This is a genomic window from Candidatus Nitrosocosmicus sp. T (assembly GCF_054408485.1).
Genome location: NZ_CP166992.1, coordinates 114,221 through 137,518, shown reverse-complemented (window position 1 = coordinate 137,518; position 23,298 = coordinate 114,221). Strand labels below are relative to the sequence as shown.

Genomic DNA, 23,298 nt, shown 5'->3' with positions numbered 1-23,298 from the left:
ACTGATTTGTTAATCAAAAATTGAGCGTTAAACATTTTATTTTAGAAAATCGACGCTATCCCATCGAGGTAAAATGAAGAAATTAATCAAATAGTTTCCAAACAGAATTGTATTATTGTTCACATTACACTCTAAATGAGGGTGAACCAACGAAAGTAATGGATAGCTGTTACTTATTTTTTCAGACATTTGTATGAGATTATGTACTTCGGCTCCACGAATCTTTGGTATCTTTGTGCTAGATTTTACTTGGATTAACAAAAGGGTATTGTCCCGACTCGCTATTATGTCAGCTGGTCCTCTACTGCCCTTTGAAAAAAATACGGCCCAACCATAGTTATTAAGACACGATCCTGCTGCATATTCTGCTTCGCGTCCAAATCTACTATACGACAATACTAGACTCTTTTAGCAGATAAATTATAATAACTTTTTTAATATATATAATAACACGAACTTCTAAAAGAATACAAGTAATTTAGATATATTTTTAATCAAAAACAATATAAAAAAATTATTGAAAAGAGGACTGTATATTGGGAGATTTCAACCATTCCATAAAGGGCATTTATATTCGCTTAAATGGTGCAGCGATAGGGTAGATGAGTTGATAGTAGCTGTGGGAAGCTCAGACAAAAGTTTTGAATTAAGAAATCCTTTCACAGCTGGAGAAAGAATAGAAATAATTAGAGAAAATATAATCACTGAGATCATAGAAAAACGTGATAAAATTATTCCCATCCCAGTTCCGGATGTCGGGGTACACTTATTATGGACACATAATATGGATCTATTAGTTCCTAGATATAGTACTGTTTTTACAAACGATCTCTTTACTAGTATGCTATACAAGGAAAGAGAAATTGAAATAATAAATCCAGGTTTGATTAATAGAGAATGTCTGTCTGCCACAGAAGTAAGGTACAGGATGGCAAGTGACAAGAATTGGCAAGAGCTGGTACCCAAGCCCACGATAAAACTAATCAATGAAATAGGTGGAACAGACAGGATAAAGGAATTATACAACTTATCAAAATCACATGCTACCACAGAATATCGTCATTAATCACACTGATCATATTTTGAGGAATAGTTGTAAATGTTATTAGTAGATGGTTCAATCGGCGAAGGAGGTGGACAGATTCTTAGAAGTGCAATTACTATTTCAACAATAATCGGCACCCCAGTAAAAGTAATAAATATAAGATCAAGTAGAAGGGATCCAGGTTTAAAGCATCAACATGTCTTAACAATTCAGTTACTTTCAAGAATATTTAACATACATACCGAAAATGTAAGTTTGGGATCGGAATGGATCGGGTTTGACGCATCTAAAGATAATAGGTTAAATGAATATGATAAACCTGCAAATGACACGATAGTAGCAGACATTGGAACTGCAGGTAGTATACCACTACTATTGCAGACATTAATTCCAGCAATAGCAATTTCTGAAAAAGACTTGGTAATCAGATTATCAGGCGGAACCGATGTGAAATATAGTCCAACCATAGATTATATTAAATATGTATTAAGAGAGGCATATTCCAAAATTGGGATCATATTCGACCTAAATGTCCTAAAAAGAGGATTCTATCCCAGAGGACAAGGGCTTGTTGAAATTAGAATAAGAAAAGCCACCCATCTTCATCCTATAGAGTTTTGTAATTTCAAAGAAGTTGAACCGAGTATAATAAGCATTGCAGGAAGGTTGCCAAAACACATTCCAGAGAGACAAATTGGGAGTGCAATAGCAACATTGGAGAAAAAAGGCATCAGATACTCTAAACATAAGTCTATCTTAGAAAATGCAGAGAGTCCAGGATCTTCGATTCTAGTATACAGCACTTCCGAATCAGGTATATATTTGGGGGCTGATTCTATCGGTGAAAAAGGCGTCAAAGCAGAAATAATAGGAAGTAGAGTCGCAAAGAAATTTATAGATGATTATGAATTTCACGCATGTATTGATCAACATTTAGCAGATATGCTAGTCCTGCCATTAAGCTTTGTTAACGGAAAATCCAGGTGCAAAATATCAAGAATAACGACTCATCTATTAACAAATTTGGAAGTGATTAGAATGCTCAATTCTATCGAGTATCATTTTGAGAGAATCTCTGAAAACGAATTCATATTATCGATTGAAGGCAATCCACTCATTTGAAAAATTTTTTTGTTTCTCCCAAAGTTAACACGTCTACGGGATTTATTTTAATTACCATTGGCAAATTTGACACAGCCTTTCCGATTGCCAAACAATTTCTATGTGAAAGTGTCTTAACTAAGGACTTGATAGTTGAGGAGTCTACTAACGATACCTTTGAAATTTTTTCTAGATCTGAATCGTTTGTAAAATTAAATAAAAAAATATTATCAACCTGTCTATATATAGTATCATTTATAGCATCTGGTTGATTTGTAATAAATGTAGAATAAATTCCAAAATGCCTCATCCTGGTTATCAGATCTTCCCAATATGTATCACGAATGTATAGTTGAGCTTCTTCAGCAAATATAAAAATAGGTGGAATTAGAGATTTTTCTAATAATTCAATTAATTTATTCATCACCAGCTCAACAATCATCCGTCTGACTACAGGAGAAATCTTGCTCATATTAACTATCATAGCAGCTCCTCTTGGTTTTGTTTTTATTACATCCTCAAATTGAAACCCTCTTTCGTATACACTATTGGACGTAAACAGACGAGAGGAATTAATCATATGGAATCGGGATAAAAGTGCATCCCTCACCAATTCATTAATAGTCCAAGTTCCAAAAGCTTTACCAAGCTCCAACAAACTAAGTATCTTTTTATTCTCTAGAGAATCCCATATTCTAAAAAATTCTCTTAATGAAGCAGAAGGCATATCTAATGCATTTTTTAACATATTAGAAATAGAAGGTTTACCAAAATATGTTAAATTGAATTTCAATTCTTTTCCGGGATCTAATAAAAGAAGCTTATCACTGATAGATGAGGGTGTTCCATCAATATTATAGGACAGCCCACTATACTCATTATTTAGATCAAATACTATTACATAGGCACCATATTGTATGAGAGAGTTGATCAATATTTTGGAAAGATGAGATTTACCCGTTTCTTTTTTGCCTGTGATTATGTTTAATTTACCATCTAGATCTTCAGCAAAAATTTCAAAGTTTTGATTGTCAGATCCACATCTACCTAAGGAAATTGGATACCTCATGTTTTTCTTCAATAAAGCCTTTATTTCGTTTGAACCAATTTTGACGATCTTGGAGTTTACTCTCGATGGTACCCAATCTACATCGGTGGATATTTGATTGTCATTATCAATAGAAGCTCTTATTTTAGTTTTGAAGATCCTAACATCCCTTATTGTTTGAGACAGGTTGGTAATCTCCAAGGGATCAAATATGTTTTCAGTACTAAATTTAGAAATCACCTCATCCTTTATTATCTCTTCTATAAGGGACGATGATGAAAAATATTCTTCGTCGTAGAATTGAACAAGCAATTTCTTATTATTGTTAAAATCTTCGATAACAAAGTAGTCACCCTTATTTGCAAAATCATTTGTTACCGCCAGTAACAGAATTTCATCGCCTGTTTTTGATAGGATTTTCATCTCCAGGCGGTTCCCAAAACAGAAGATCTAGCATTATCATGTGAAATTTCTCTAACAGAATAGCTAGATTTTATAAAACTCTTCATACTTGCCAAGTCTGTATTTGAAAAAACAGAGACATGATGTGAAAGTTGGAGAGTGCTTGGATAACCAAAATAAATTAATTCATTATATAGTAATGTTCCTAAGGTTCCACTGGTATCGTTGTTATATGATACTACATCAGCCCTCAATATGTTGGAGTATTGATTACTAGACAACTTTACTAGTAGATGGTCTCCATGTATCCGGGATATCAAGCTTCGAATAATTAGGTTTATTTCGACAAAAGAAGAAACTTTGGATTTTATCAAAGGATATGATAAATACTTTAGTACCTTTATTTTGGAGTTTTTACTTATTCCAATTAATGAATTTTTATTGATAACAGAATTTTCTATAATTTTCGAAATATCGTAAAAATGATTTTCAAATATTGAAGATTTCAATGAACCGTCAATCAGTATTATAGAGTCTGAAACTAATTTTGATAGCCAAAACTGAATATATCTTTCTATGTTTACTCTCAAAAATTTTTTTGCATAATCATCATTAAAGAGTATTAGTTTGGATACATTGTGCTCAACTCGAAGATTCTTGAGAGCTTCTTCATTAAGGTAAAAAATTAAAGGGCCTATTTTCAAATGAGCAGCAGGTTTGCCCTTGAAAGATATACAAATGGATCCCTTTACAGCATATAAACCACCGTCCTCAACTTCTGCAATCTTAATACAGCTAGAATCAATTCCAAAAACTAATTTTTCCTTCTCCACTAATTCAACTTCATTTATTTTCAGGTTTGCGTATCTTTCAGAGTGAATTCCCCAATTTTGTATGGGTACGCCCTCCTCATCGTCTACAAAGACCAGTTTTTTATTTTCAATTAAATTTCTATAGTCTTTACAGAAGTAGGAATTGCTAAAGTTATTTATTAAAGATTTTTTCATATTCTCTATATTTGATTCCAGATCATGAAGATTTAATTGATTGTGCATGTTGTTCAACAACAATAGGATATTAATAAGTGTTGTTCATGATGTGCATGTTGTTCAACAACATCTTTATCAGACAGGAAGTATATACAAACATCAAAGATGAGTGAAGCGGTATCGAAATTATCTTTGGATACAAAGATAAAATTGAAATATAAAGAATGGGAAGTGGAAATTACATGTGTAGAGGATAAAGTTAAGAATGTAGTAGAGAATGTCCTTACTGGAATAGATATCGCCTCTCTCTCAGGTACAAATACCGATAGTGAAATTGAAAAACTAAAGATGGAAATTGATTCATTAAAATCTAAAATTAATGGAGATAGTAATTTGCAAAATATTAATCAAAAAAGAAACAATGTTTCATTAAAGGAACTTGCTAAGAACGGAAATACGTGTAGAAGTTTGATGGAAAAGATCTTTTATGAGAAATTTTTTGAAAGTGAGAGATTACTTATAGAGGTTCATCAAGAGTTGTCAAGAATTGGATATAATTATGATAAAACAGCAGTATCACATTCTTTAAGTGACATGGTAAGAGAAGGGATATTAACCCGTGTAGGAACTCTAAGAAACTACAGATATATTCAGAAGAAACCATTGTTTGAAAAGTAACTATTTTAGAGTAATTTTTTTGCCATAATATCATTTAACCATTTAATTCCAATAGTGGTAATCCCATACACTACTGATTCTGCTTGGTTTTCCTTATTTACACTTTTTATAACATATCCAACTTTAACTAATTCAGACAATCTTGAACTGATAGATTTTGGATTCAGGTTTGTTGTAGATTGGATTTCGGATACAGGAGACGATTTTTCAGAAATTTTGCCCAATTCGAATGCTATTTTTGACCCTAATAAAAATAGCATAACTATTTCCTTATCTGAAAATTTTTTATTATGAATTTCTGCCAGGTTAGGTAATATCTTGGGTCCCTCGGGGGTAATTTTGATGATTGATGAATACATCTCGATTAATTCGGATACAGAATAATTTAAGGAAATTTTCTGAGCTAAGCGTATTTCTGGAATATTTTTGGTAAGAAAAGAAATGGTAGACAAAAGAACATTCTCAGGCTCTCCACTAAATTGCACCTTAATATCGTTATATTGGACTGAGATATTTACAACATTATTATTGCTTGAATCATCGTTAACCATGTAAATATATTCAATAAACTGATAAAATGTTATAAACTTATGAATGTATATATCTGTTATCCAGGGTATGAACTTTTATCAAGGTAGTTTAAGAATCAGATGAAAAGTACATTAATGGATGAAATGCCAAAAAGTCTTAGGTCAAATTACTAGATATGTCTAAGGATAATGATAATAAAAATAATTTCATTAAAACAGGATTTACCAAATTATTAAAACCATTTGAGGATTCAATGAACGAAGTAGAAAAAATTTCGAAAGCCTTCGGATTAGCATTGAGGATTTACAGCGGTATGACTAGAAAATATCAATATGATAAAATTGAACCTCAAATTAATCACTCACTAAGGGTAGCATTAATTCTAAACGAAGAGATGAACTCGAATAGTTCAGATCTGGTTTGTTCGGCACTACTTCATGATATTTCTAATAAACAAGGAATATCCAATGAGACGAATGACTACATAAAACAAGAAATAAGTGAAAAAACATTTACAATAGTATCATTTTTTAGTAAATATTTCAATTCAGAATCTTATAAAAATGAAGAATTAAAAGTAGAAAAACAGTTTGGAAAAATAAAGCAAGCGGACAACATGGTAAAGAATATCATACTAGCTGAACGACTAGATGAGCTTCGATCTTTGAAAAATTCAAGGAGGAAGGACAAAATAGCTAGAATTAAGGAAGAAACTCAAAAACATTTTATACCATTGGCTGAAACAACTAATGAAAAAATTTTATTAAAACTAGTGATAGCGCTTTATGAATTGAAATAAGAGATTAGAGATAGAGATTTTAGAGATTATTACACATGCCGTTATTTTTTTTATGACCGGTCCAATGAGAAAAACAGCCAAAAAGAGAATGACCAGAGCATCCACATATTATACACTTCTTATTGTTTTTATTCAACCTATTCAATATATTCAAAGCATCAATATAGTTAAATTTATTTAATAATAATTAAATTCACAATGAGCAAAAAATCCAAGGTCTTTGATTTTGTACTAATATAGCGTAATAAGTATATGATCCATGCTTTTCCGGCAGAGAAATATGAGTAAAGTCTGGGATATGAAGAAGATGAATCCACGATTATGATTGATGAGAGAAAAAGAATCGCCAAAAAGACACGTTAACTATCTTCTTGGACTAGCCATACCAGTTTCGATATAATTAACTGAATCTGCAATATAGCATGCATGATCAGAAATGCGTTCCAAATATTTTAGTATTAAAGCGGTGGAGATATTGCATCGGATATCTGAATAATTGTTTGCTGTGACAATTTGAGATGATTCGCGCGTGTTTTTTCGGTACAACATATCAACCATTTCCTCCATTTCATAAATTTTAGATAAAATAGAATTGTCTCGCAATCGTAATGCAGATGTCCCAAGACCCATCATATCTAAAACAAGTTTTGACATGCGAATTACTGAAGATTTATCGCACAATTCTAATGGTCCTAGAATTTCTAATACTGTAATAATATCATAAGCATACCTACCGAATCTTGAAAAAACGTAAGATAGCTCCATGCAAGATTTTATGTATCTCAAGTCTGTTGCTACAGGCTGAAATCGAGCAATTAATTCTATACATAATTCTGATACCTCATCTTGAAGAAACCTCAATTTTGCAGATGACTCAAATATTTGTTTTTTTGTGGAGGGATCATCATCCTTATAGGATGTAATAGCCTTGGACACTGTATTTTCAGCTAAACTAGCCATATCAAAAACAATGCTGCTAACCTTAGTTAGCCCTAAATCAAGTAATCGTACCACTTTGATTAAAAGTTAAAAAACTTAATAATAAGCCTATCCGAATTTTCCGGAAATATATCTTTCAGTTAATTCTTTTTTAGGATACTTAAATATTTGATCGGTTGGACCGAATTCGATTAAATCTCCTAAATACATAAATGCAGTATAATCCGAAACTCTGGCCGCTTGTTGCATATTATGAGTTACAATTATCACAGTCAAATTCTTCTTAAGATCATTTATCAACTCTTCAATTTTTGCAGATGCAATAGGGTCTAAGGCAGAAGTAGGCTCATCCATTAATAGAATTTCAGGCTGCATTGCAAGAGCTCTTGCAATACATAGTCTTTGTTGTTGACCACCAGACAAACTTATTCCTGGTTTATCAAGGTCATTTTTTACTTCTTCCCATAATGCAGCTCCACGCAAGCTATCATGGACTATATCCTTTATCAAATTTTTATCCTTAATACCATTGAGTTTCAAACCAGCGGCTACGTTATCATATATACTCATAGTAGGAAATGGATTTGGTTTTTGAAAGACCATACCCATTCGTCTCCTTATAAGGACAGGATCTGATTGTTTGTCGTAAATATTAATATCGTCTAAAAGAATTTTACCGTCCGCAGTAGCATTAGGAGTTAAATCATGCATCCTATTAATGCATCTTAGCAGGGTTGTTTTACCGCATCCAGATGGACCAATCAATGCGGTGACACAGTTTTCCTTAACATCAAGATTAATATCCTTTAAAGCTAGTTTACCACTAAACCAAGCTTTCAAAGATTGGACTGATAGTTTAGGATTTTCTATTTTCAAATCTAAAGTAGAATTATCCCTAGATGTAGAACTATCATAGGTAGAAACATTATTAACATCATTCTCGGGTCGGGTTTTAGGGTAAGTTGTTATAGAATCAATCTCTTTATTTATAGAAGGTTTTAAGAAGTTGTTCAATTCGTCCACGAGATACTTAATTATACCACAAATTCATAATATTTCTTTTCTATATGAAATATATAGTATTATATAGATAAGGTAGATAAATTATCAAGTAGTCGATTTAAACGTAATACTCCTTTTTTGAGCAAACATCCTTAGAGCAATGCTTAGTGATAATACTAGCAATATAAGCAATAATGCGGCACCCCAACCTTGTTCGTGAGCTGATGGATACGGTTGCGAAGCTAATCTCCAAATTCTCAGAGGCAACGCATCTACAGGTGAATTAAAGCCACTAAAGAATAGGCTCGTCCCTAGAATAGTCATAATTAATGGTGCAGTTTCGCCCGCTATTCTGGATATCGCCAGAACAATGCCAGTTAGTATACCGCTCTTAGATCCTTTAATTACTATATGCCATACTACCTTCCACTTGGGAAGGCCCAAACCATAGGCTGCTTCTCTTAAAGTGTTTGGAACTAGTTTTAATGTCTCTTCAGAAACCCTTGCAATAATAGGAATCATTATTACAGATAAAACAAAGGCTCCTGCCAAGATTGAAAATGAGCCCAAGGTAAGCACGAGTGTAATATATCCTGCAATTCCTATTACGATGGAAGGAATACCAGTCAATACATCATTAAAAAGTCTAAGGAAATATGCAAACAATCTGCTTGAACTAGAATATTCAGACAGGAATACTCCTGCCAAAACGCCAACAGGAGCTCCAATTAAAGTAGCAAATCCTACAACCAACAGAGTTCCTTGAATAGCAGGCCCTATACCTCCATCGCCTGAACCCATAGAACCCGGGGGATCAAATAGAAAACTGAGGCTCAGAGCCCCTGCACCATTTTTAAATACTTCTATTAAAATAGAGCCTAAAGGGATAATAGCAATTATTACAAAACTACATAACAAAATAGTAACCAAATTATTTATTATCTTTCTTTTTGAAGAATTTTTTTTGACATACTCTTGAACTATTGATTTGTAATTCTTATTCTCGTTTGGATTTGGATTTTGATTTGGATTCTTATTATCTTTGCTCATATTATTCCCTCATATTAGAATAGGATTTTGAAACCCTTGAAATTATGAAAATGGCAAGGACGTTTATGAAGATAGTAATTACAAAAAGAACCAAGCCAAGGCCAATTAATGCTGAAAGATGAAGATCATTTGATGCTTCATTAAACTCATTTGCGATAATACTAGAGAGGGTCTGACTTTGAGAGAACAAAGAAGTAGGAATAGCGGCCATTCCAATTGCATTTCCAATAATTAAGGTCACTAGCATAGTTTCTCCGATAGCTCTTCCTAATCCCAAAAAGGATGCGCCCATTATACCAGTTCTTGAGGAAGGCAGAATAGCTGTTTTAACCATCTCCCATCGTGTTGCACCTAATGCATATGCAGCTTCTTTCTGCGAATGAGGAATAGCCTTAATGACTTCCCTTGATACAGCTGATATAATAGGGATAATCATTATCGCAAGTACAATTCCAGCTGTAAAGACATCCAGTCCAAAAGGAGCTCTTGCAAAAATTGATATATAATCTCCAAATGAGTTATGAAGAGGTTCTTCTATAAAATCTCTTATCCAGAATCTGAACACAAATAACGCCCACAGACCATAAATGATACTAGGAACAGCTGCCAATAATTCAACTACAAAAGATAAAACAGTACCAAGTTTTTTTGGAATCATTTCAGTAATAAATATGGCTATTCCTATGCTAATGGGAACAGCTATGACCATTGCAATTGCTGAGCTAACCAGTGTTCCTATTATATAAGGCAAGGCACCAAATGATTCCCTCCCCTCAACAGCATTCCAGTTAGTTCCAATCACAAAATTAATGCCTTCTTTAAGAAAAATAGGTATAGAGCCATCAGCTAAGGCAAATAACACGAGAGCAACCATTAACAGCGTATAAAGAGATGCCCCAATTGCAAGAGCTTTAAAAAACTTGTCTCCAAAAATTGATTTTTTGGATTGTAGATCCAGCTTCTTTACCAGCTCGGCATGCGTATCTTTAGAATCTTTTAGAGGCAAAGTATACCAATAAAGTAAAAACTATTTAATAATATATTTTACATATATAATTAATATAGAACATATATTCTATATAGAAAAAAATAAAAATTAGTTAGTGAGTAATGGATTTCCATTAAAAGTTAGTGATCCCAATGTTTCTTCGTTGATGTCAATTACAGATTGAGGTAGTGGAACATATCCCAATGGTTCGGAGAATTGCTGTCCTTCCGTTATAGCCCATTCAATAAATTCGACAAGTGCTGCAGCTTTTTGTTCATTCATGTTTGGATTAGTACTCATGTCTTGATAGAGCAAAAGATATGAGAAACTAGAGATTGGATAGGAATTTGGTCCAGATGGATCTGTTAATGTTACATTATTCCAGGGTTGTGAGCCTGAAGGCAATGTTCCTGCGGCTGCTTCTACTGCGGCCATAGTTGAATTAAATGATGGAGTTATGAAGTTACCTTCCTTGTTTTGTATTGACGCATAATTCATCTGTGTTGTTATTGCATAGGCTAATTCGATATATCCTATGGAGTAAGGTGATCCTTGAATTGATGCTGCTACACCTTCATTTCCTGGTGATCCTATACCAGAAGGCCATTGTACAGATTTTCCAACGCCTATTCTGTCAAGCCATTCGCTGCTTACTTTAGATAAATAGTCTGTAAAAACAAAAGTTGTACCGGAGCCATCAGAGCGGTGAACTGAAATTATATCCTCTGATGGTAAAGCTATGTCTGGATTAAGTTCTTTAATCTTCGGATCATCCCATTTAGCAATCTTTCCTAGAAATATATCAGCTATAACGGGCCCTGTTAGTTTAAGAGGTGTTGTTATTTCTGGTAGATTATATGCAAGAACAACAGACCCTATTGTTTCTGGAATATGAACAGGATTTCCTGCTTGTTGAAATTCGGTTGGAGTTAGTGGAGCGTCGGTTGCACCAAAGTCAACTGTTTTTTCTAGAAACTGTTTAACTCCTCCCCCACTTCCGATAGAAGCATAATTAATACTTACATCAGGATTTACTTTTTGATATTCCACTCTCCAAGTATCTATTAAAGGAAACGGAAAAGTTGCTCCGGCTCCATTAATCGTAACTTGCTGTGCATTTACTGAATTCACATAGACTGGAACTAATAGCGATACGGCTAAAAGTGATATACCTAGTATCCTATAGTTAGTTAAATTAGTCATCATATTTGTATAACTATATAATTATTAATCAATTGTCTATATATTATTCATATACTATATAGAATAGTTTAAAGTAGTATAATTATAGCTGACAAGAAAAAAGATAGGATTTTCTTGGAAGCTCTAAATATAAAGCTATAGACCTGATTAATTTGTTCGACTCTACAGCCAGGATTATTTATAAATGTCACAATTCTTCAAAAAAACAGAATCTACTAATATATGCAGAAATGAATCTATACAGAAAATTGTGATTAATCTTAAGTCAAACTATTGCATTATGGAATTACCTTTTTCCATCTGCAACTACTACACAGTAACGATATATGATTAAAGCTGTGGTTTATGGATGCATGTTGTTTACATATGCGGTCCAAAATTTTCAATGATTTGTTACCATATGCAAATTTTCAGGTCGGTTAAATTTAGCTGATATACTAATAGAATGGTCTTGAATAATGATTAATTAAACATAATATTTTTATGGTAACTATATAGATAATGGTTATATTCTGACATAGTTCATAACAAAATGGATTGCGCAACATACAAATCGCAATTGATGTAGACGGATCACCATCTGGATATATTTCCTGGCATAATCATTTTCAAAACAAAAGCAAAGTAAGAACTTTAAAACCATATAAAAAAAATGAAAAATACGGTGTCCAGAGAATGGAAATGTTGGCAGTATATTTTGCAATTTCAGACAACCTCAAAGCATTCGCAACGAAACTAAAGAAAAGAGGGAAAAGAAAAGTAATCGTCATCAGAAGTGATTCCAAAGCTACCATAGAGCAATTAAATAAAAGATCAAAGGTGAAGGATGAGATTATAAAGAGAGTGTACAACTCGATAGTAAAAATTGTGGGAAAAATATCTTGCACTCTAGTATTTGATTATCTAAGGAGGACCAATAATAGGGCAGGAAAAATTCTTGAACTTCTTAGAAAAGAGAACAGATATAGTCGTTGTATGCAGCAAATTAAATATACTATTGTTTAGAAGAAGATATTAACATTCTACCCTTTTTTGTAAATTGGTAAATATTCGGTTTTCAAAAGTTGCAAGACATATAATTGAATATCCATATAATTATGAGATTCTGGAATTACTAATTGTAAATAAACCCATCATATAAATTCAGAATCAAGTTTTTGTAGAACATTCTCTAAATAGTCGTTAGTTCTAAAGTAAATGTAAAGGAACCTATCGCTCATTTCGTTTATTGGGATGTATGCGAGAAAAACATTATCGTTTAGGTGAATTAGCCTAAATAATGAGTGATTATCAATCAGACTGCTGGATTGCAGAGACGTTATATTTTTTATATTATTTGTTGATAACGAATTGTCCTTAAAAAATGGTCTAGGATGATCGTTAAAACTTCTTGCATAAACAGTATTTTTACATCTTTTACTGCTAGGAAAATTGCGAGGTATGCTTTTTGACTTTCCTACTAACAATTTGCCATTTGGATCAACTATGCCAGCAAATTCTATAGAAATATCTACTTGAAGTGCAATAGCGCATAAGCTATGGAGAAATTGTCTTTCTTCCATATACTATCTAATTATGAAACATATTAATTATTTATCTACATGTTCAATATAGTATACTAATCAACGTTAGGCATGAGTGGATTGTTCTTAGACCATCATATTTTTGGAAATACTTTTACAACTCAGGGTAAGAGTTTTAACAAATCAACCATCTTAATCGTTTGATATATCGTTACCAATTGTACTTTCATCTAAAGTTACTAGTTTGGATTTATGTTCACAAAAGATCGCAATATCTTTTTGAAATAAGTTCGTCTAACGATAGTATGAATCTAAACAGATGAAGTGATATCTAATAGAGATATATTTATCTAATTATATGACTACTAAATTATGGTATCTTGCATTTACTTTTAATATTTCATGCAAATAAGATAGAATATACTAATAAGATCGCAGCCAATGCTAAGCAGTAATATGCAAAATAGTATAGTTTTCCTCTATTGACAATATCTATCAATAATTTGATTGTTAAATATCCAACTATTGCCGATGATACAAATCCCATTACGTAAGAAGAAATATGAATTTCACCTATTCTGGACATCTGAGTGTCATCCATCAATAGAAAATCAAATACCAAGCCTCCAATAATTGCAGGAATGGATAGTAGGAATGAAAACTTTACCAGTTGGGAATGGTTAATTTGTCGCATCATACCTAAGGAAATTGTGACCCCACTCCTAGATATGCTAGAGAACACAGAAAATCCCTGTGCTATCCCGATTAAAACAGCGTCAAGTCTATTGATGCCTTTGGTACCTTTCTTGAAAAATTTAGTGATATAAATGAATATTCCACTTATGAAGAATCCTATAGATAACAAAAAGAAATCATAAAAAGAAAATTCAAACAAAGACTTTAACGCAAATGCGATAACTGCCGTTGGAATTGTACCAATTATTATGAGCATGAGTAGATTGCGATAGTCTTTGACATCTTGCAAAGACATGGAACGAGAATAAAAAATAGACCTGAATATCATTAATAAATCAGTTCGATAAAATCCTATTAGACCTGCCAGAGTTCCTATATGAAGAATTAAATCAAAGAAGATAGGTACATGAATATTAAGTAATAGTTGAGTTAGGGCTAGATGGCCTGAACTGGATATTGGTAGCCATTCGGTGATTCCTTGTACTATTCCTAGAATTAGGGATTGAACGATATCAACGGTCATGTTTTTTGTTTCTAGGTGATACTGATTAGCTATTTATTATAAACTGTTTACATCCCCTCCGTATTCTATCATCAACAACAAATAATTCTGTAATAATATTTTGAATATGAACCAATTTTTTTCTTTGCTTTTCAATTTATCTTCTCCGTATATCATTGTTTTTTAGTTGATCGATTTTTTGAATAATATGTAGGTAATAAAAATAATAACTATAATTAATCTTAAATAAACAAAAAATTATGAATTAGCACGAATAGGAAAAGATGTTATGGAAATATTCATATTTCTGAATAAGATTCTTGATCCATTTGCAAGTACCTTTTTAACATGTTATCTTTAATTTTTCATGTATGATATGAAAGATAAGAAATTTAACAAGATTTTGTTAATACTCCGACATGCAAAATCAAGTTGGAAGAATAAAAAATTGGAAGACTATGATAGACCACTCAACAAGAGAGGTAAATCTGAGGCTATTAAGATGGGAAAATATTTAAAGGAAATGGCTATTTTGCCCAATTTGATCATAACCTCCTCGGCCCTTAGAGCTATTGAAACTACTAAATATGTATGTAAACATGCCGGGTATGAGAATCTTATTGAAGTCGATTCCTCACTGTATGGAAGTGATATTGACAATTACATATCTGCAATATCTACCGCATTCAAAACTAAAGACAGAGTTCTAATAATTGGTCACAATCCAGCACTAGAAGAATTAGTGAGCCTTATTACAAACAAGATTATGATTTTACCAACGTGCACACTAGTTCAAATTAATCTAATTTTGAAAAATCGAGATATATTCAGTTTGCACGATATTGCTACGTCAGAAATTGTGAATATATGGCGGCCAAAGGATCCAATGGAAAGTAATAATTTGTAGGGTTATATAATTTGAAAATGCTCAATTACAAATTAAACAAAACGGTAGCCTTTTAATCTCATCAAATAAATGTGTAAGATTATTTTATTATTTAAAAATAAATACAACATTAATTTTATTTCATGATTCTCATTTACTGAGGGCGGAAAAATCAACTACCTATAATTTAAATAAACTAGCAATAAAGAATCCATCAGAGCTTTATAACACTTAATATTACAATAACGATATCTAATTGTATGTTACAGTGTTTCCATGTTCGATATGATTCAGACACCCATGCTAATAACTGTTATGAGAATTATGAAAAAGTTCTTGCTAAGTTAGACAAATATGTAGAAAATCCAAATGAAGATAATATCCATCATATGCGTACATCACTTCGAAGACTAGAAGCAGCATACCAGTCAAGTCCCAAACAAATACGAAACAAAAAAAAAATAAAGAAATTTGCAAGTTCAGCTAAAAAGCTATTTAGAATCAATAGCAAGATACGAGATGTCGACATAATTCTAAAAATGTTAGCAAATGAAGGTAAAATGCCGCAGGATAAATTAGAAGAATTTAAAAATCATTATGAAAATGACAAGCAGAAATACCTTAAACAAGCACGCATAATTGCTTTAGATTTAAGAAGACAAATTATTCCAAATTTTTACGATAGAAAAAAAATTAATAGGAGCTTTACAGGCAAGTCAAGAAAAAGACTGCTAAAGATGGTAAGAAAACTAAAGACCAAGATAGAAAGAAAGCTTCCGATCGTTATTAATAATGAAGACAGAATATTGGTGTTACATGAACTCAGAAAAGACACAAAAAAGTTGCGCTATCTAATAGAACTTGTCACAAAAAGAGATTATGAGAGAGCTGGTGAGAGGTCCACTGGAGATGAAGGCTCCAACGAGCAACTGGGAGAAAATCATAATAGAATCCTACGACAGCTTGAAAAGATTCAAGGAATGCTTGGCGAAATCCATGACTATGATGTTACCATTGATTATCTGAATCAACAACATCTATCAAATAATTCTCTAATCTCCGATATAATAGAAAATATTATGAAGGTAAGAAAGAAAAAATTTAATGAATTTGTTGATTATAATAAACCAACGAATTTGGATGTGAAATGCGTTTTAAAATAGGATAGATAGTAATAATTGTAAATAAAGAACGATTCCCAGTCACAGCATCATAATATTTTCTTTATCACTTTAATCTCAAAAATTATGACAACAGATTATCAATTCCATTCTATGAATTGGGTACAACTACAAGTGTGATGATTACACAGAAGACGATTATTTTGTTGACTCATATTATAGCTATGAATACGCCTTTGATGAAAACAACCCATGCATAATTTTCCTCCCTCAGTATATAGTTTTGTCCTCAAGCTCACCATGTTTATTGTATTGAGGTAACAGATTTAATGATTGTCCTAATGGTCAATATATTCTATATATCAAATAAAATCTCTAGTTGTAATACATCAATGAAGCGCTCAAATAAAAATACAAATTGTCTATCTAAATAATGTTTCATTTTTTTTAGTTTGGTCGAGATATTCACTGATTTTTGTTTGAATATTATGGTAAATATCTTCAATACTCTTATTACCATCAACATCTATTAGACCATATTTTTTTTGCATCAGAGTGAATTCTTTCTTTAATAAGTACTGATATTTAATGAAGGAATCAAATATGTCTGCAGATATACCCAGATCTGATCCTGATTCATAATAATCAAGTGATTTGTTTTTTTTGAATACCCTATGAATCAAATTAAATGGATCCACATTTAGATAGAAAATAAGATCGGGTTTGATAGCAAAGCCATGTAATTGGTGCAACCAATTTTTATTTATTCCTCTAACTGAACTCCTTGCTATTAGAGTATATATATATCGATCAGAAATTACGATAAAACCGGCCTTTAGCGCAGGAACTATCTTATTTTCCAACTGATCTGCGAAATCGGCTGCATAATATAGAGCCATAGTTCTTCTTCCTACCTGAAAATTTCTTTTTGCTTCAATTATTCCCTTTGAAATTAGGTCAGACCGTTTCAGGCCGGCGTTAACAACTGCATGTCCATCAGCTTCTAATTTTTCGGTTATTTTCTGAATTTGGGTACTTTCTACCTGAAGCATCTGGGCCTTCTATTACTATGAATGACCCATTTATCTCGATATCTTTGAGATATTTGATTCCGGAATGGTTAATGAATTTAATTTTATTATTACTTTCCTTCTTGGTAGTAGAATAATCTTTATTCTTAGTTAATTTTCTTGAAATCATCTTATTCATCAGTGTTCGTTTCTAATTGTGACAATCTAGCAATATTTCCCCGAATCTGGTTTTTCAACTTCAAGATCCTTAGGACGTTTCTTCTTACAGTATTTTGTTGTTTTTCTATATCAAGTGTTCCATCTATTACTGTGAAATTTTCATCACTCACCATTGATTCATACTCATCAACTATCCTACCTTGAAATATTTTATAACTTTCATACTCATCCTTGCTTAATCCTAGATCCATTCCAGCCTCGTAGTGCTTCAGTTTAGGTCTCCCTGAAATGATCCTAGTCACAGCAATCTCAATAGGTACTCTAAAATAAAAAACCAAGTCAGGTTTTCGGGCATAGTTGTACATATTTCGTACCCATGATTGATCGCATCCTCTTACAGTATCTCTCGCCAAAGCAGTGTAGATATATCTGTCCGCTAGAACAATATAGCCCGCTCTGAGTAAAGGATAGATATTCTTTTCATATCTGTCTGCAAAATCTGTAGAATGCAATAGTGAAAAAGTCATTGGTGTTAATCTTGCCTTTTTTTTTCCTTTCGACGTGATTTCCTTAACAGTCTCTGACGAATTCCATTCAGTAAAAAAAACATCATATCCCTTGGAGCGTAACCATCTGTCAACTAAATGGATTTGTGTGGATTTGCCTGATCCATCTATTCCTTCAACAACTATTAGGATACCGGATTCATTATTTTTATTATTAATATTGCTGCCTTCCATTGCCTGCAATTCATTATCACCGATGATTTGCTATCTCATAAAATAAATAAGCACCGGATTGATTATGAGAAGTCATGTTTCACTTTAACATATTTCAGGATGTATTTATTGTATTTGACATTATTATATATAGAACATATACTTCTAAAAGCTTCTAAACGAATGATATGACGTGTTCGTCCTTTATTATTGGATACATAAATTCAACTGATTATTGTGCACGAAAAGTCAAATGCCCATTATTTTATTTTCATTATTAATATAATGATCGCAATAGACTATATCCATTATGTATATGATGTTACTATGGCTATAATCAATAGGGTAATAATCGTATAAGAAAGAAAGAAAGAAATCAATACCGCTTGTTTCATGATTGTGAACTTTATAATGACATGATAATGCAAGCCTTTGAAACCTCTCTTGCATGTGTATTAACAGTAATAATTTGATGCACATTAACAAAGATCTGGTATTTTGTAATTTATACGGAATGAGGAGGAATTGAAGGAAGAGATGATATTACAAGTTGCTGGTAAAATAGATAAAGAAATAGTACACTTCTTATTGTGAGGACCATGAGATAATAGCGGTCCATAATAAGAAAAGAGATTGAAGGTGAAGGTGATGGGTCGATTCAAAGAGGAGGTTAAAATAGATACTCTAACATCGTTAATACATAGTCAATTTAGCATATAATCACCTTTACCAAAGTAGAGTAGTTGATTACTATTCTGTAACTATATAGAATCATTTAAAATATATTGACAAATATTAAAAGACATTCAATTGTAACAATTTCAGAATGAAAATTATTGTCATTCCAAATTTGTTGTTTCAATATATTAGATTAGAGGAGTTAGAGAATTCACATGAAGACAAGGAAGACTATGGAAGACATACCATTGATTGTATAAAATGCGGTTTTAGAATGGGAGAATATATAATTGGAAACCTTAAATGCTTTAAATGTGGTTCAGAACTCAATTAAAGTAATTATCCTTATTAACCACAGATTTCTTTCACGATTCATCCAAACTCTGAGTCATATGGACCAGCAATATCATCACATACATTCGAATAAATTTGGAATTAAATTTGTTAATACAATAACGAATGTTTGAAAATATAAGAAATTATCATTCCATAAAGATCTGAGACATAAAAAGCAACGAAGATTCTTTAGTCATTTTAGGCATAAGTACTAGAATGTAGTATAACGTAATAACGTAGACATTATTGATTCATCGACTTTTCAGACAGGATAGAACAACCTGAGTATCAGTTTTCAATCTGAAGTTATATTTAAGTAAATCGAAATGAAAATAATTACAATCTATGTTATCTAATGATAATATATTGAAACACGATAATAATGCCGGCGAGTAGAATTAGATCAGACAATATAAAGATGAAAAAAAAAATTACTGACGGATTAAATTTAAAAATATCCGAAATCCTTAATGAAAGTTACATTGACATTCATGGACACGAGATAACATTTGAAAAAACAGGAAAATTCGAATACAGATCTGTTTATAATATTAACTGTAATAGAAAATATATTATTGATTTGTCACCAGTTATAGTATCAGTAAAGGAGATCATAATTCCACGAGAAGATGTAGTATACAGCGATAACTATTACTCTAGTATTAACCAAAAGCACAGATCACAAGTTTGTAATTAGACGAATTGAAAAATAAATTTGTATATGGTTTTAAAAGATATCAATAAAGAAGAAAAATTTTGCTGTATTAAAATGTCCTTTAGACATATCCAGATTTGCATTATTAATTGATTCTGATGTCTTTGTCTATCTTTATTCTCCGATATTTATTTAGAAAAAAAGATATATCTTATTAGCATAGTAATTCAAAAGTGATAAAATATTGTATATTGGCTAACCAGTTTCATACTTCTAAGAAAAAGTAAAGGAATTAACCATAGATATACTCAATTGCAATTGGCCCATCGAATTTGTTCTGTTTCAATCTTTGTAATAATCTCTCAAGATTAATATCATTGTCTAAATGCTCTTCATCTTTTACTGCTATGAATTGATTCTTGTAATCTCTTCTAAAAACTTCATAATTGGAATAAAGCCATTTGTAATCATTTTTTAACTCTCTTAATTTATCAAGTCCACAGTCCATAAACATTTGCGGATTCATGTACAAACATAGTTTGTATTTCTTATAGTCATATTGTATATAGTCTATATCGATATCGATATTTTACATATGAGGTCCATTGAAATATTTAGATTAAATAAATCCGGCCATTAGAAAGCCTGATTGACATACTACAAATCCTTCAATTATTCTCAGTATAGACAGGTATGACTCTATTAGACTTCATTTTGTAGGAAGGCGATCCTACAATGACTTTGATGAATCTTGCTTTGTATTGTAATTCTAGTTTCTTTTTCAAATGATATGTGTTTGGAATAAAAGCCATAAAATCAATAAAAACTAAAATAATCAAGATACTTATTAAGAGAGTAGATTATAGAACAAATATGGTAATTAATAATAATAATAAAAAAAATGTAGAAAATAGTAAAATCAAAAATGAAAATAAAGATGTAATTGATTCTACAAAAAACAATAAAAAAAATGTAGAAAATAGTAAAATCAAAAATGAAAATAAAGATGTAATTGATTCTACAAAAAAGGACAGTATCAATACATCAAGTCCAATTTTAAAAGAATTAGACAGTAAAGAAAAAGAAAAACTTTCATATTACGAAAGGCAAGTTTTAAAGGAATTAAAAGGCATTAAAAAAACATCCAAGAATATCCTTAAAGGTATAAAGAAATTCAGTAGTTAATCAAATTTATAGATATGACTTGGATATCCTATCCCACTCATTATCTTCAAAAACTACGAAATAAATATTACTTTTAATTGTATGAAAATTTGATGTATAGGATCAAGGTCACCTGATTTTGAAAATATTATGGTTTATTTTATAGTATTTTATTTTAATTAAAAGTACATTTTATCAATTAATCAATCGAAAGACCCCCAAAGTAGTCTTCAAGACCGGGTCATCTATAATATAAAATCATCATCCTCAGAAGATACCAGTCGAGTAATAAGGATCTACATTTTAAATGCCCTACTCAACATTATTAATTCTGGTCCGGTAGTTAGGTTACCTACAAGTAAAGACCGAGTGTTCCAAACAATGCCCGATGAAAGATATGGAATGCCACCATTGATAGTTAAAGGCTCTACCTCTACCTTTAAGACTGATGAAATAATTTCAACCTCTTTCTCTGTGGCCTTTGGATGTACCGCACCACCATCATTTGTCGATACAATCATCGAACCTGTTTGGCTGAAATCAGCAATGGACATGGTGTAAGGTTCCACCCCTAAAACATCAGCTATCTGTTTATCAAACTCATTCTTAAACAATGGAGATACTATTGCTCCTTTATCATTAGTGGATATTAGATTGCCTATTGCCGTCAATTTTGAATCTAGCTTGGATACATTCAATCCAGTTACTTGTTTTAGATGTATCACCTCATCCTCTGATGCTGTGGATGGTAGTAGCATTCCATTATTGTTTAGGACCACCATAGGACCAATTATTCTATTTCCTGCTATAGAAACAAAAATTGGATCCACTTCTAAAATTTCCGTTATTTTCTTTAACTTCGTCTCTGCATAACCATGTGGAAGTAATACTATTTTATCGTTAGATTTTGCAAATATACCTACATTAGGACTTTTATACAAATCATACCTGAAAATACCCAAATAATTTAGAACATAGGTAGATTATCATATGAACCTATTGATTAAAGAGTAATATAATAATAAGTAGAAATGTAAAAAATACTAATTATAATATGGTAATAGAATGTAGTATGTCTATCAGGAAAGTCAACTTAATTATTTTTGCATTACCCTGTGTATTACTCTTATTGTTTTTTTCTAGTTGGTTTGGTCATAATGGCCTAACCGACACTATGCAGAACCTTCCTTTTTTTACTGTGAATAAAGTATTCGCTCAAGAATCTACTTGGTCAAATTACACAACCAATGAAAGCACTCTAAGCATAACATATCCCACAGATTGGGAGATTATTGAAGATAAAAAGAATGACGAAAATCAAACCAATGATATAATAGTATTTCTATCACCAAAAGAAAACACTGAAGATCTCTTTCAAGAAAACATTGTCGTGAATATTTTGAGACCAAAAAATGACCTTACAATAAATGAAAGCATCAATACACAAGATATAGTTCAAAAACTTGAGATTCAGAATGAGGGATTTAGGTTTGACAACATATCTACCATACATATTGAGGGTATAAACAAACCTGCTGAAAGTATAATATACAGCTTTGAAAATGCAGGTCTTTTGTTCAAAACTAAACAAGTTTTTTTGACTGTTAACAATAATATCTATATTTTTTCTCTTTTAGCTGAGCAAAAGGAATTTGACAATTATGTATTGATTTTTGATCAGATGCTCATGAACGTTCATCTGCTATCAATCTAAAAAAAGATGTTTTACTAGTTTGTAACCTTGTCTAAACCGGTGTAAATTTGTGTATCAAGGATATTTGTAAAACTAGCAGTCAAAACATCAGTCATTTTAGAGGTACTTGGATGGGACCAAACAAAAGAGTCATGATATTGATTAGAATCGGCTGTAGTATCAAGATTTTGTACAGAAATAGGGTGTGAAGATGAAGATGAAGATGAAGATGTAAAACTTTTATCAATATTATCAGCCATACTGGTTTGTGAAATCGTCAAATTACCAACAACAATAATTGTCGACAGTATAATTAACAGAGTCAATTTTGATGTAATTATTTTCATATCTTAAAAAATA

27 protein-coding genes are annotated in these 23,298 nt (G+C 31.7%); 10 read left to right on the top strand and 17 right to left on the bottom strand.

The genetic code is table 11. The annotated features are described in order from the left end of the window. Positions 1–36 precede the first annotated feature (36 nt). The gene (locus AB0A59_RS00735) at positions 37–396 is read right to left on the bottom strand and encodes a PDDEXK family nuclease (protein ID WP_458745605.1); all 360 of its coding nucleotides are present in this window, start codon (positions 394–396) and stop codon (positions 37–39) included. 121 nt (positions 397–517) lie between these two features. Between AB0A59_RS00735 and AB0A59_RS00730 the strand changes: the two genes are divergently transcribed. Then, on the top strand, positions 518–1,066 hold the full coding sequence (locus AB0A59_RS00730; protein ID WP_458745603.1) for a nicotinamide-nucleotide adenylyltransferase: 549 nt from the start codon (positions 518–520) through the stop codon (positions 1,064–1,066). A 33-nt stretch (positions 1,067–1,099) separates the two neighbouring features. Continuing rightward, positions 1,100–2,167, top strand: a complete 1,068-nt coding sequence (gene rtcA, locus AB0A59_RS00725) for an RNA 3'-terminal phosphate cyclase (RefSeq protein ID WP_458745601.1) — start codon at positions 1,100–1,102, stop codon at positions 2,165–2,167. On the opposite strand, the gene AB0A59_RS00720 is transcribed toward rtcA, so the two are convergent. Together AB0A59_RS00720 and AB0A59_RS00715 are read right to left on the bottom strand one after the other, a co-directional pair. Next, positions 2,160–3,617 carry an ATP-binding protein gene (locus AB0A59_RS00720; RefSeq protein ID WP_458745599.1) on the bottom strand — a complete coding sequence of 486 codons (1,458 nt, stop codon included), beginning with the start codon at positions 3,615–3,617 and terminating at the stop codon, positions 2,160–2,162. The genes rtcA and AB0A59_RS00720 overlap by 8 nt on opposite strands. Then, the gene (locus AB0A59_RS00715; RefSeq protein WP_458745597.1) at positions 3,614–4,651 is read right to left on the bottom strand and encodes a DNA double-strand break repair nuclease NurA; all 1,038 of its coding nucleotides are present in this window, start codon (positions 4,649–4,651) and stop codon (positions 3,614–3,616) included. The genes AB0A59_RS00720 and AB0A59_RS00715 overlap by 4 nt, the downstream gene beginning before the upstream one ends. A gap of 99 nt (positions 4,652–4,750) precedes the next feature. Between AB0A59_RS00715 and AB0A59_RS00710 the strand changes: the two genes are divergently transcribed. Continuing rightward, positions 4,751–5,263, top strand: a complete 513-nt coding sequence (locus AB0A59_RS00710; protein WP_458745595.1) for a hypothetical protein — start codon at positions 4,751–4,753, stop codon at positions 5,261–5,263. Positions 5,264–5,268: 5 nt separating this feature from the next. Here the strand turns inward: AB0A59_RS00710 and AB0A59_RS00705 are convergent, their stop codons facing one another. Further along, the gene (locus tag AB0A59_RS00705; RefSeq protein ID WP_458745594.1) at positions 5,269–5,814 is read right to left on the bottom strand and encodes a hypothetical protein; all 546 of its coding nucleotides are present in this window, start codon (positions 5,812–5,814) and stop codon (positions 5,269–5,271) included. A gap of 155 nt (positions 5,815–5,969) precedes the next feature. On the opposite strand from AB0A59_RS00705, the gene AB0A59_RS00700 reads away from it, so the two are divergent. After that, positions 5,970–6,593, top strand: a complete 624-nt coding sequence (locus AB0A59_RS00700; RefSeq protein WP_458745592.1) for an HD domain-containing protein — start codon at positions 5,970–5,972, stop codon at positions 6,591–6,593. A gap of 363 nt (positions 6,594–6,956) precedes the next feature. Here AB0A59_RS00700 and AB0A59_RS00695 read toward each other — a convergent pair whose 3' ends face one another. The 5 genes from AB0A59_RS00695 to pstS form a co-directional block, all read right to left on the bottom strand. Next, positions 6,957–7,607 carry a phosphate signaling complex PhoU family protein gene (locus AB0A59_RS00695; RefSeq protein ID WP_458745590.1) on the bottom strand — a complete coding sequence of 217 codons (651 nt, stop codon included), beginning with the start codon at positions 7,605–7,607 and terminating at the stop codon, positions 6,957–6,959. A 33-nt stretch (positions 7,608–7,640) separates the two neighbouring features. Next, on the bottom strand, positions 7,641–8,408 hold the full coding sequence (gene pstB, locus AB0A59_RS00690; RefSeq protein ID WP_458747635.1) for a phosphate ABC transporter ATP-binding protein PstB: 768 nt from the start codon (positions 8,406–8,408) through the stop codon (positions 7,641–7,643). A 231-nt stretch (positions 8,409–8,639) separates the two neighbouring features. Further along, the gene (gene pstA / locus AB0A59_RS00685) at positions 8,640–9,584 is read right to left on the bottom strand and encodes a phosphate ABC transporter permease PstA (RefSeq protein ID WP_458745588.1); all 945 of its coding nucleotides are present in this window, start codon (positions 9,582–9,584) and stop codon (positions 8,640–8,642) included. A 1-nt stretch (position 9,585) separates the two neighbouring features. After that, complete coding sequence (gene pstC / locus AB0A59_RS00680) at positions 9,586–10,590, bottom strand: phosphate ABC transporter permease subunit PstC (protein ID WP_458745586.1); 1,005 nt, start codon at positions 10,588–10,590, stop codon at positions 9,586–9,588. A gap of 90 nt (positions 10,591–10,680) precedes the next feature. After that, on the bottom strand, positions 10,681–11,778 hold the full coding sequence (gene pstS / locus AB0A59_RS00675) for a phosphate ABC transporter substrate-binding protein PstS (RefSeq protein ID WP_458745584.1): 1,098 nt from the start codon (positions 11,776–11,778) through the stop codon (positions 10,681–10,683). Between the two features lie 534 nt (positions 11,779–12,312). Here pstS and AB0A59_RS00670 point away from each other — a divergent pair. Beyond that, positions 12,313–12,780, top strand: a complete 468-nt coding sequence (locus AB0A59_RS00670; protein WP_458745582.1) for a ribonuclease H family protein — start codon at positions 12,313–12,315, stop codon at positions 12,778–12,780. A gap of 128 nt (positions 12,781–12,908) precedes the next feature. Here AB0A59_RS00670 and AB0A59_RS00665 read toward each other — a convergent pair whose 3' ends face one another. Together AB0A59_RS00665 and AB0A59_RS00660 are read right to left on the bottom strand one after the other, a co-directional pair. Further along, positions 12,909–13,337 (bottom strand): hypothetical protein, encoded by a 429-nt coding sequence (locus tag AB0A59_RS00665; protein WP_458745581.1) that lies wholly within the window; start codon positions 13,335–13,337, stop codon positions 12,909–12,911. 361 nt (positions 13,338–13,698) lie between these two features. Continuing rightward, the gene (locus AB0A59_RS00660) at positions 13,699–14,517 is read right to left on the bottom strand and encodes an undecaprenyl-diphosphate phosphatase (RefSeq protein ID WP_458745579.1); all 819 of its coding nucleotides are present in this window, start codon (positions 14,515–14,517) and stop codon (positions 13,699–13,701) included. A gap of 346 nt (positions 14,518–14,863) precedes the next feature. Here AB0A59_RS00660 and AB0A59_RS00655 point away from each other — a divergent pair, with 346 nt between their 5' ends. Further along, the gene (locus AB0A59_RS00655) at positions 14,864–15,403 is read left to right on the top strand and encodes a SixA phosphatase family protein (RefSeq protein WP_458745577.1); all 540 of its coding nucleotides are present in this window, start codon (positions 14,864–14,866) and stop codon (positions 15,401–15,403) included. Between the two features lie 239 nt (positions 15,404–15,642). After that, positions 15,643–16,545, top strand: coding sequence for a CHAD domain-containing protein (locus AB0A59_RS00650; RefSeq protein WP_458745575.1), 903 nt, complete (start codon positions 15,643–15,645; stop codon positions 16,543–16,545). 380 nt (positions 16,546–16,925) lie between these two features. On the opposite strand, the gene AB0A59_RS00645 is transcribed toward AB0A59_RS00650, so the two are convergent. From AB0A59_RS00645 to tmk, 3 genes are read right to left on the bottom strand one after another with little or no spacing between them, the layout of a single operon-like run. Further along, complete coding sequence (locus AB0A59_RS00645; protein WP_458745573.1) at positions 16,926–17,555, bottom strand: dTMP kinase; 630 nt, start codon at positions 17,553–17,555, stop codon at positions 16,926–16,928. Further along, a complete protein-coding gene (locus AB0A59_RS00640) occupies positions 17,500–17,703 on the bottom strand; it encodes a hypothetical protein (protein WP_458745571.1) in 204 nt (67 codons plus the stop codon). Before AB0A59_RS00640 ends, AB0A59_RS00645 begins: the two co-directional genes overlap by 56 nt. Before the next feature lies 1 nt (position 17,704). Further along, complete coding sequence (tmk, locus tag AB0A59_RS00635) at positions 17,705–18,433, bottom strand: dTMP kinase (RefSeq protein WP_458747634.1); 729 nt, start codon at positions 18,431–18,433, stop codon at positions 17,705–17,707. A 1,375-nt stretch (positions 18,434–19,808) separates the two neighbouring features. On the opposite strand from tmk, the gene AB0A59_RS00630 reads away from it, so the two are divergent. Beyond that, positions 19,809–20,123: a hypothetical protein gene (locus tag AB0A59_RS00630; RefSeq protein ID WP_458745570.1), complete on the top strand. Its 315-nt coding sequence runs from the start codon at positions 19,809–19,811 to the stop codon at positions 20,121–20,123. A gap of 250 nt (positions 20,124–20,373) precedes the next feature. Here the strand turns inward: AB0A59_RS00630 and AB0A59_RS00625 are convergent, their stop codons facing one another. Beyond that, a complete protein-coding gene (locus AB0A59_RS00625; protein ID WP_458745568.1) occupies positions 20,374–20,589 on the bottom strand; it encodes a hypothetical protein in 216 nt (71 codons plus the stop codon). A gap of 284 nt (positions 20,590–20,873) precedes the next feature. Between AB0A59_RS00625 and AB0A59_RS00620 the strand changes: the two genes are divergently transcribed. Beyond that, positions 20,874–21,266, top strand: a complete 393-nt coding sequence (locus AB0A59_RS00620) for a hypothetical protein (RefSeq protein WP_458745566.1) — start codon at positions 20,874–20,876, stop codon at positions 21,264–21,266. 275 nt (positions 21,267–21,541) lie between these two features. Here the strand turns inward: AB0A59_RS00620 and AB0A59_RS00615 are convergent, their stop codons facing one another. Further along, positions 21,542–22,186, bottom strand: coding sequence for a translation initiation factor IF-6 (locus AB0A59_RS00615; RefSeq protein ID WP_458745565.1), 645 nt, complete (start codon positions 22,184–22,186; stop codon positions 21,542–21,544). A gap of 131 nt (positions 22,187–22,317) precedes the next feature. On the opposite strand from AB0A59_RS00615, the gene AB0A59_RS00610 reads away from it, so the two are divergent. Continuing rightward, positions 22,318–22,959 carry a hypothetical protein gene (locus tag AB0A59_RS00610; protein WP_458745563.1) on the top strand — a complete coding sequence of 214 codons (642 nt, stop codon included), beginning with the start codon at positions 22,318–22,320 and terminating at the stop codon, positions 22,957–22,959. Positions 22,960–22,973: 14 nt separating this feature from the next. Here the strand turns inward: AB0A59_RS00610 and AB0A59_RS00605 are convergent, their stop codons facing one another. Then, complete coding sequence (locus AB0A59_RS00605; protein WP_458745561.1) at positions 22,974–23,285, bottom strand: hypothetical protein; 312 nt, start codon at positions 23,283–23,285, stop codon at positions 22,974–22,976. Between the last annotated feature and the right edge of the window lie 13 nt (positions 23,286–23,298).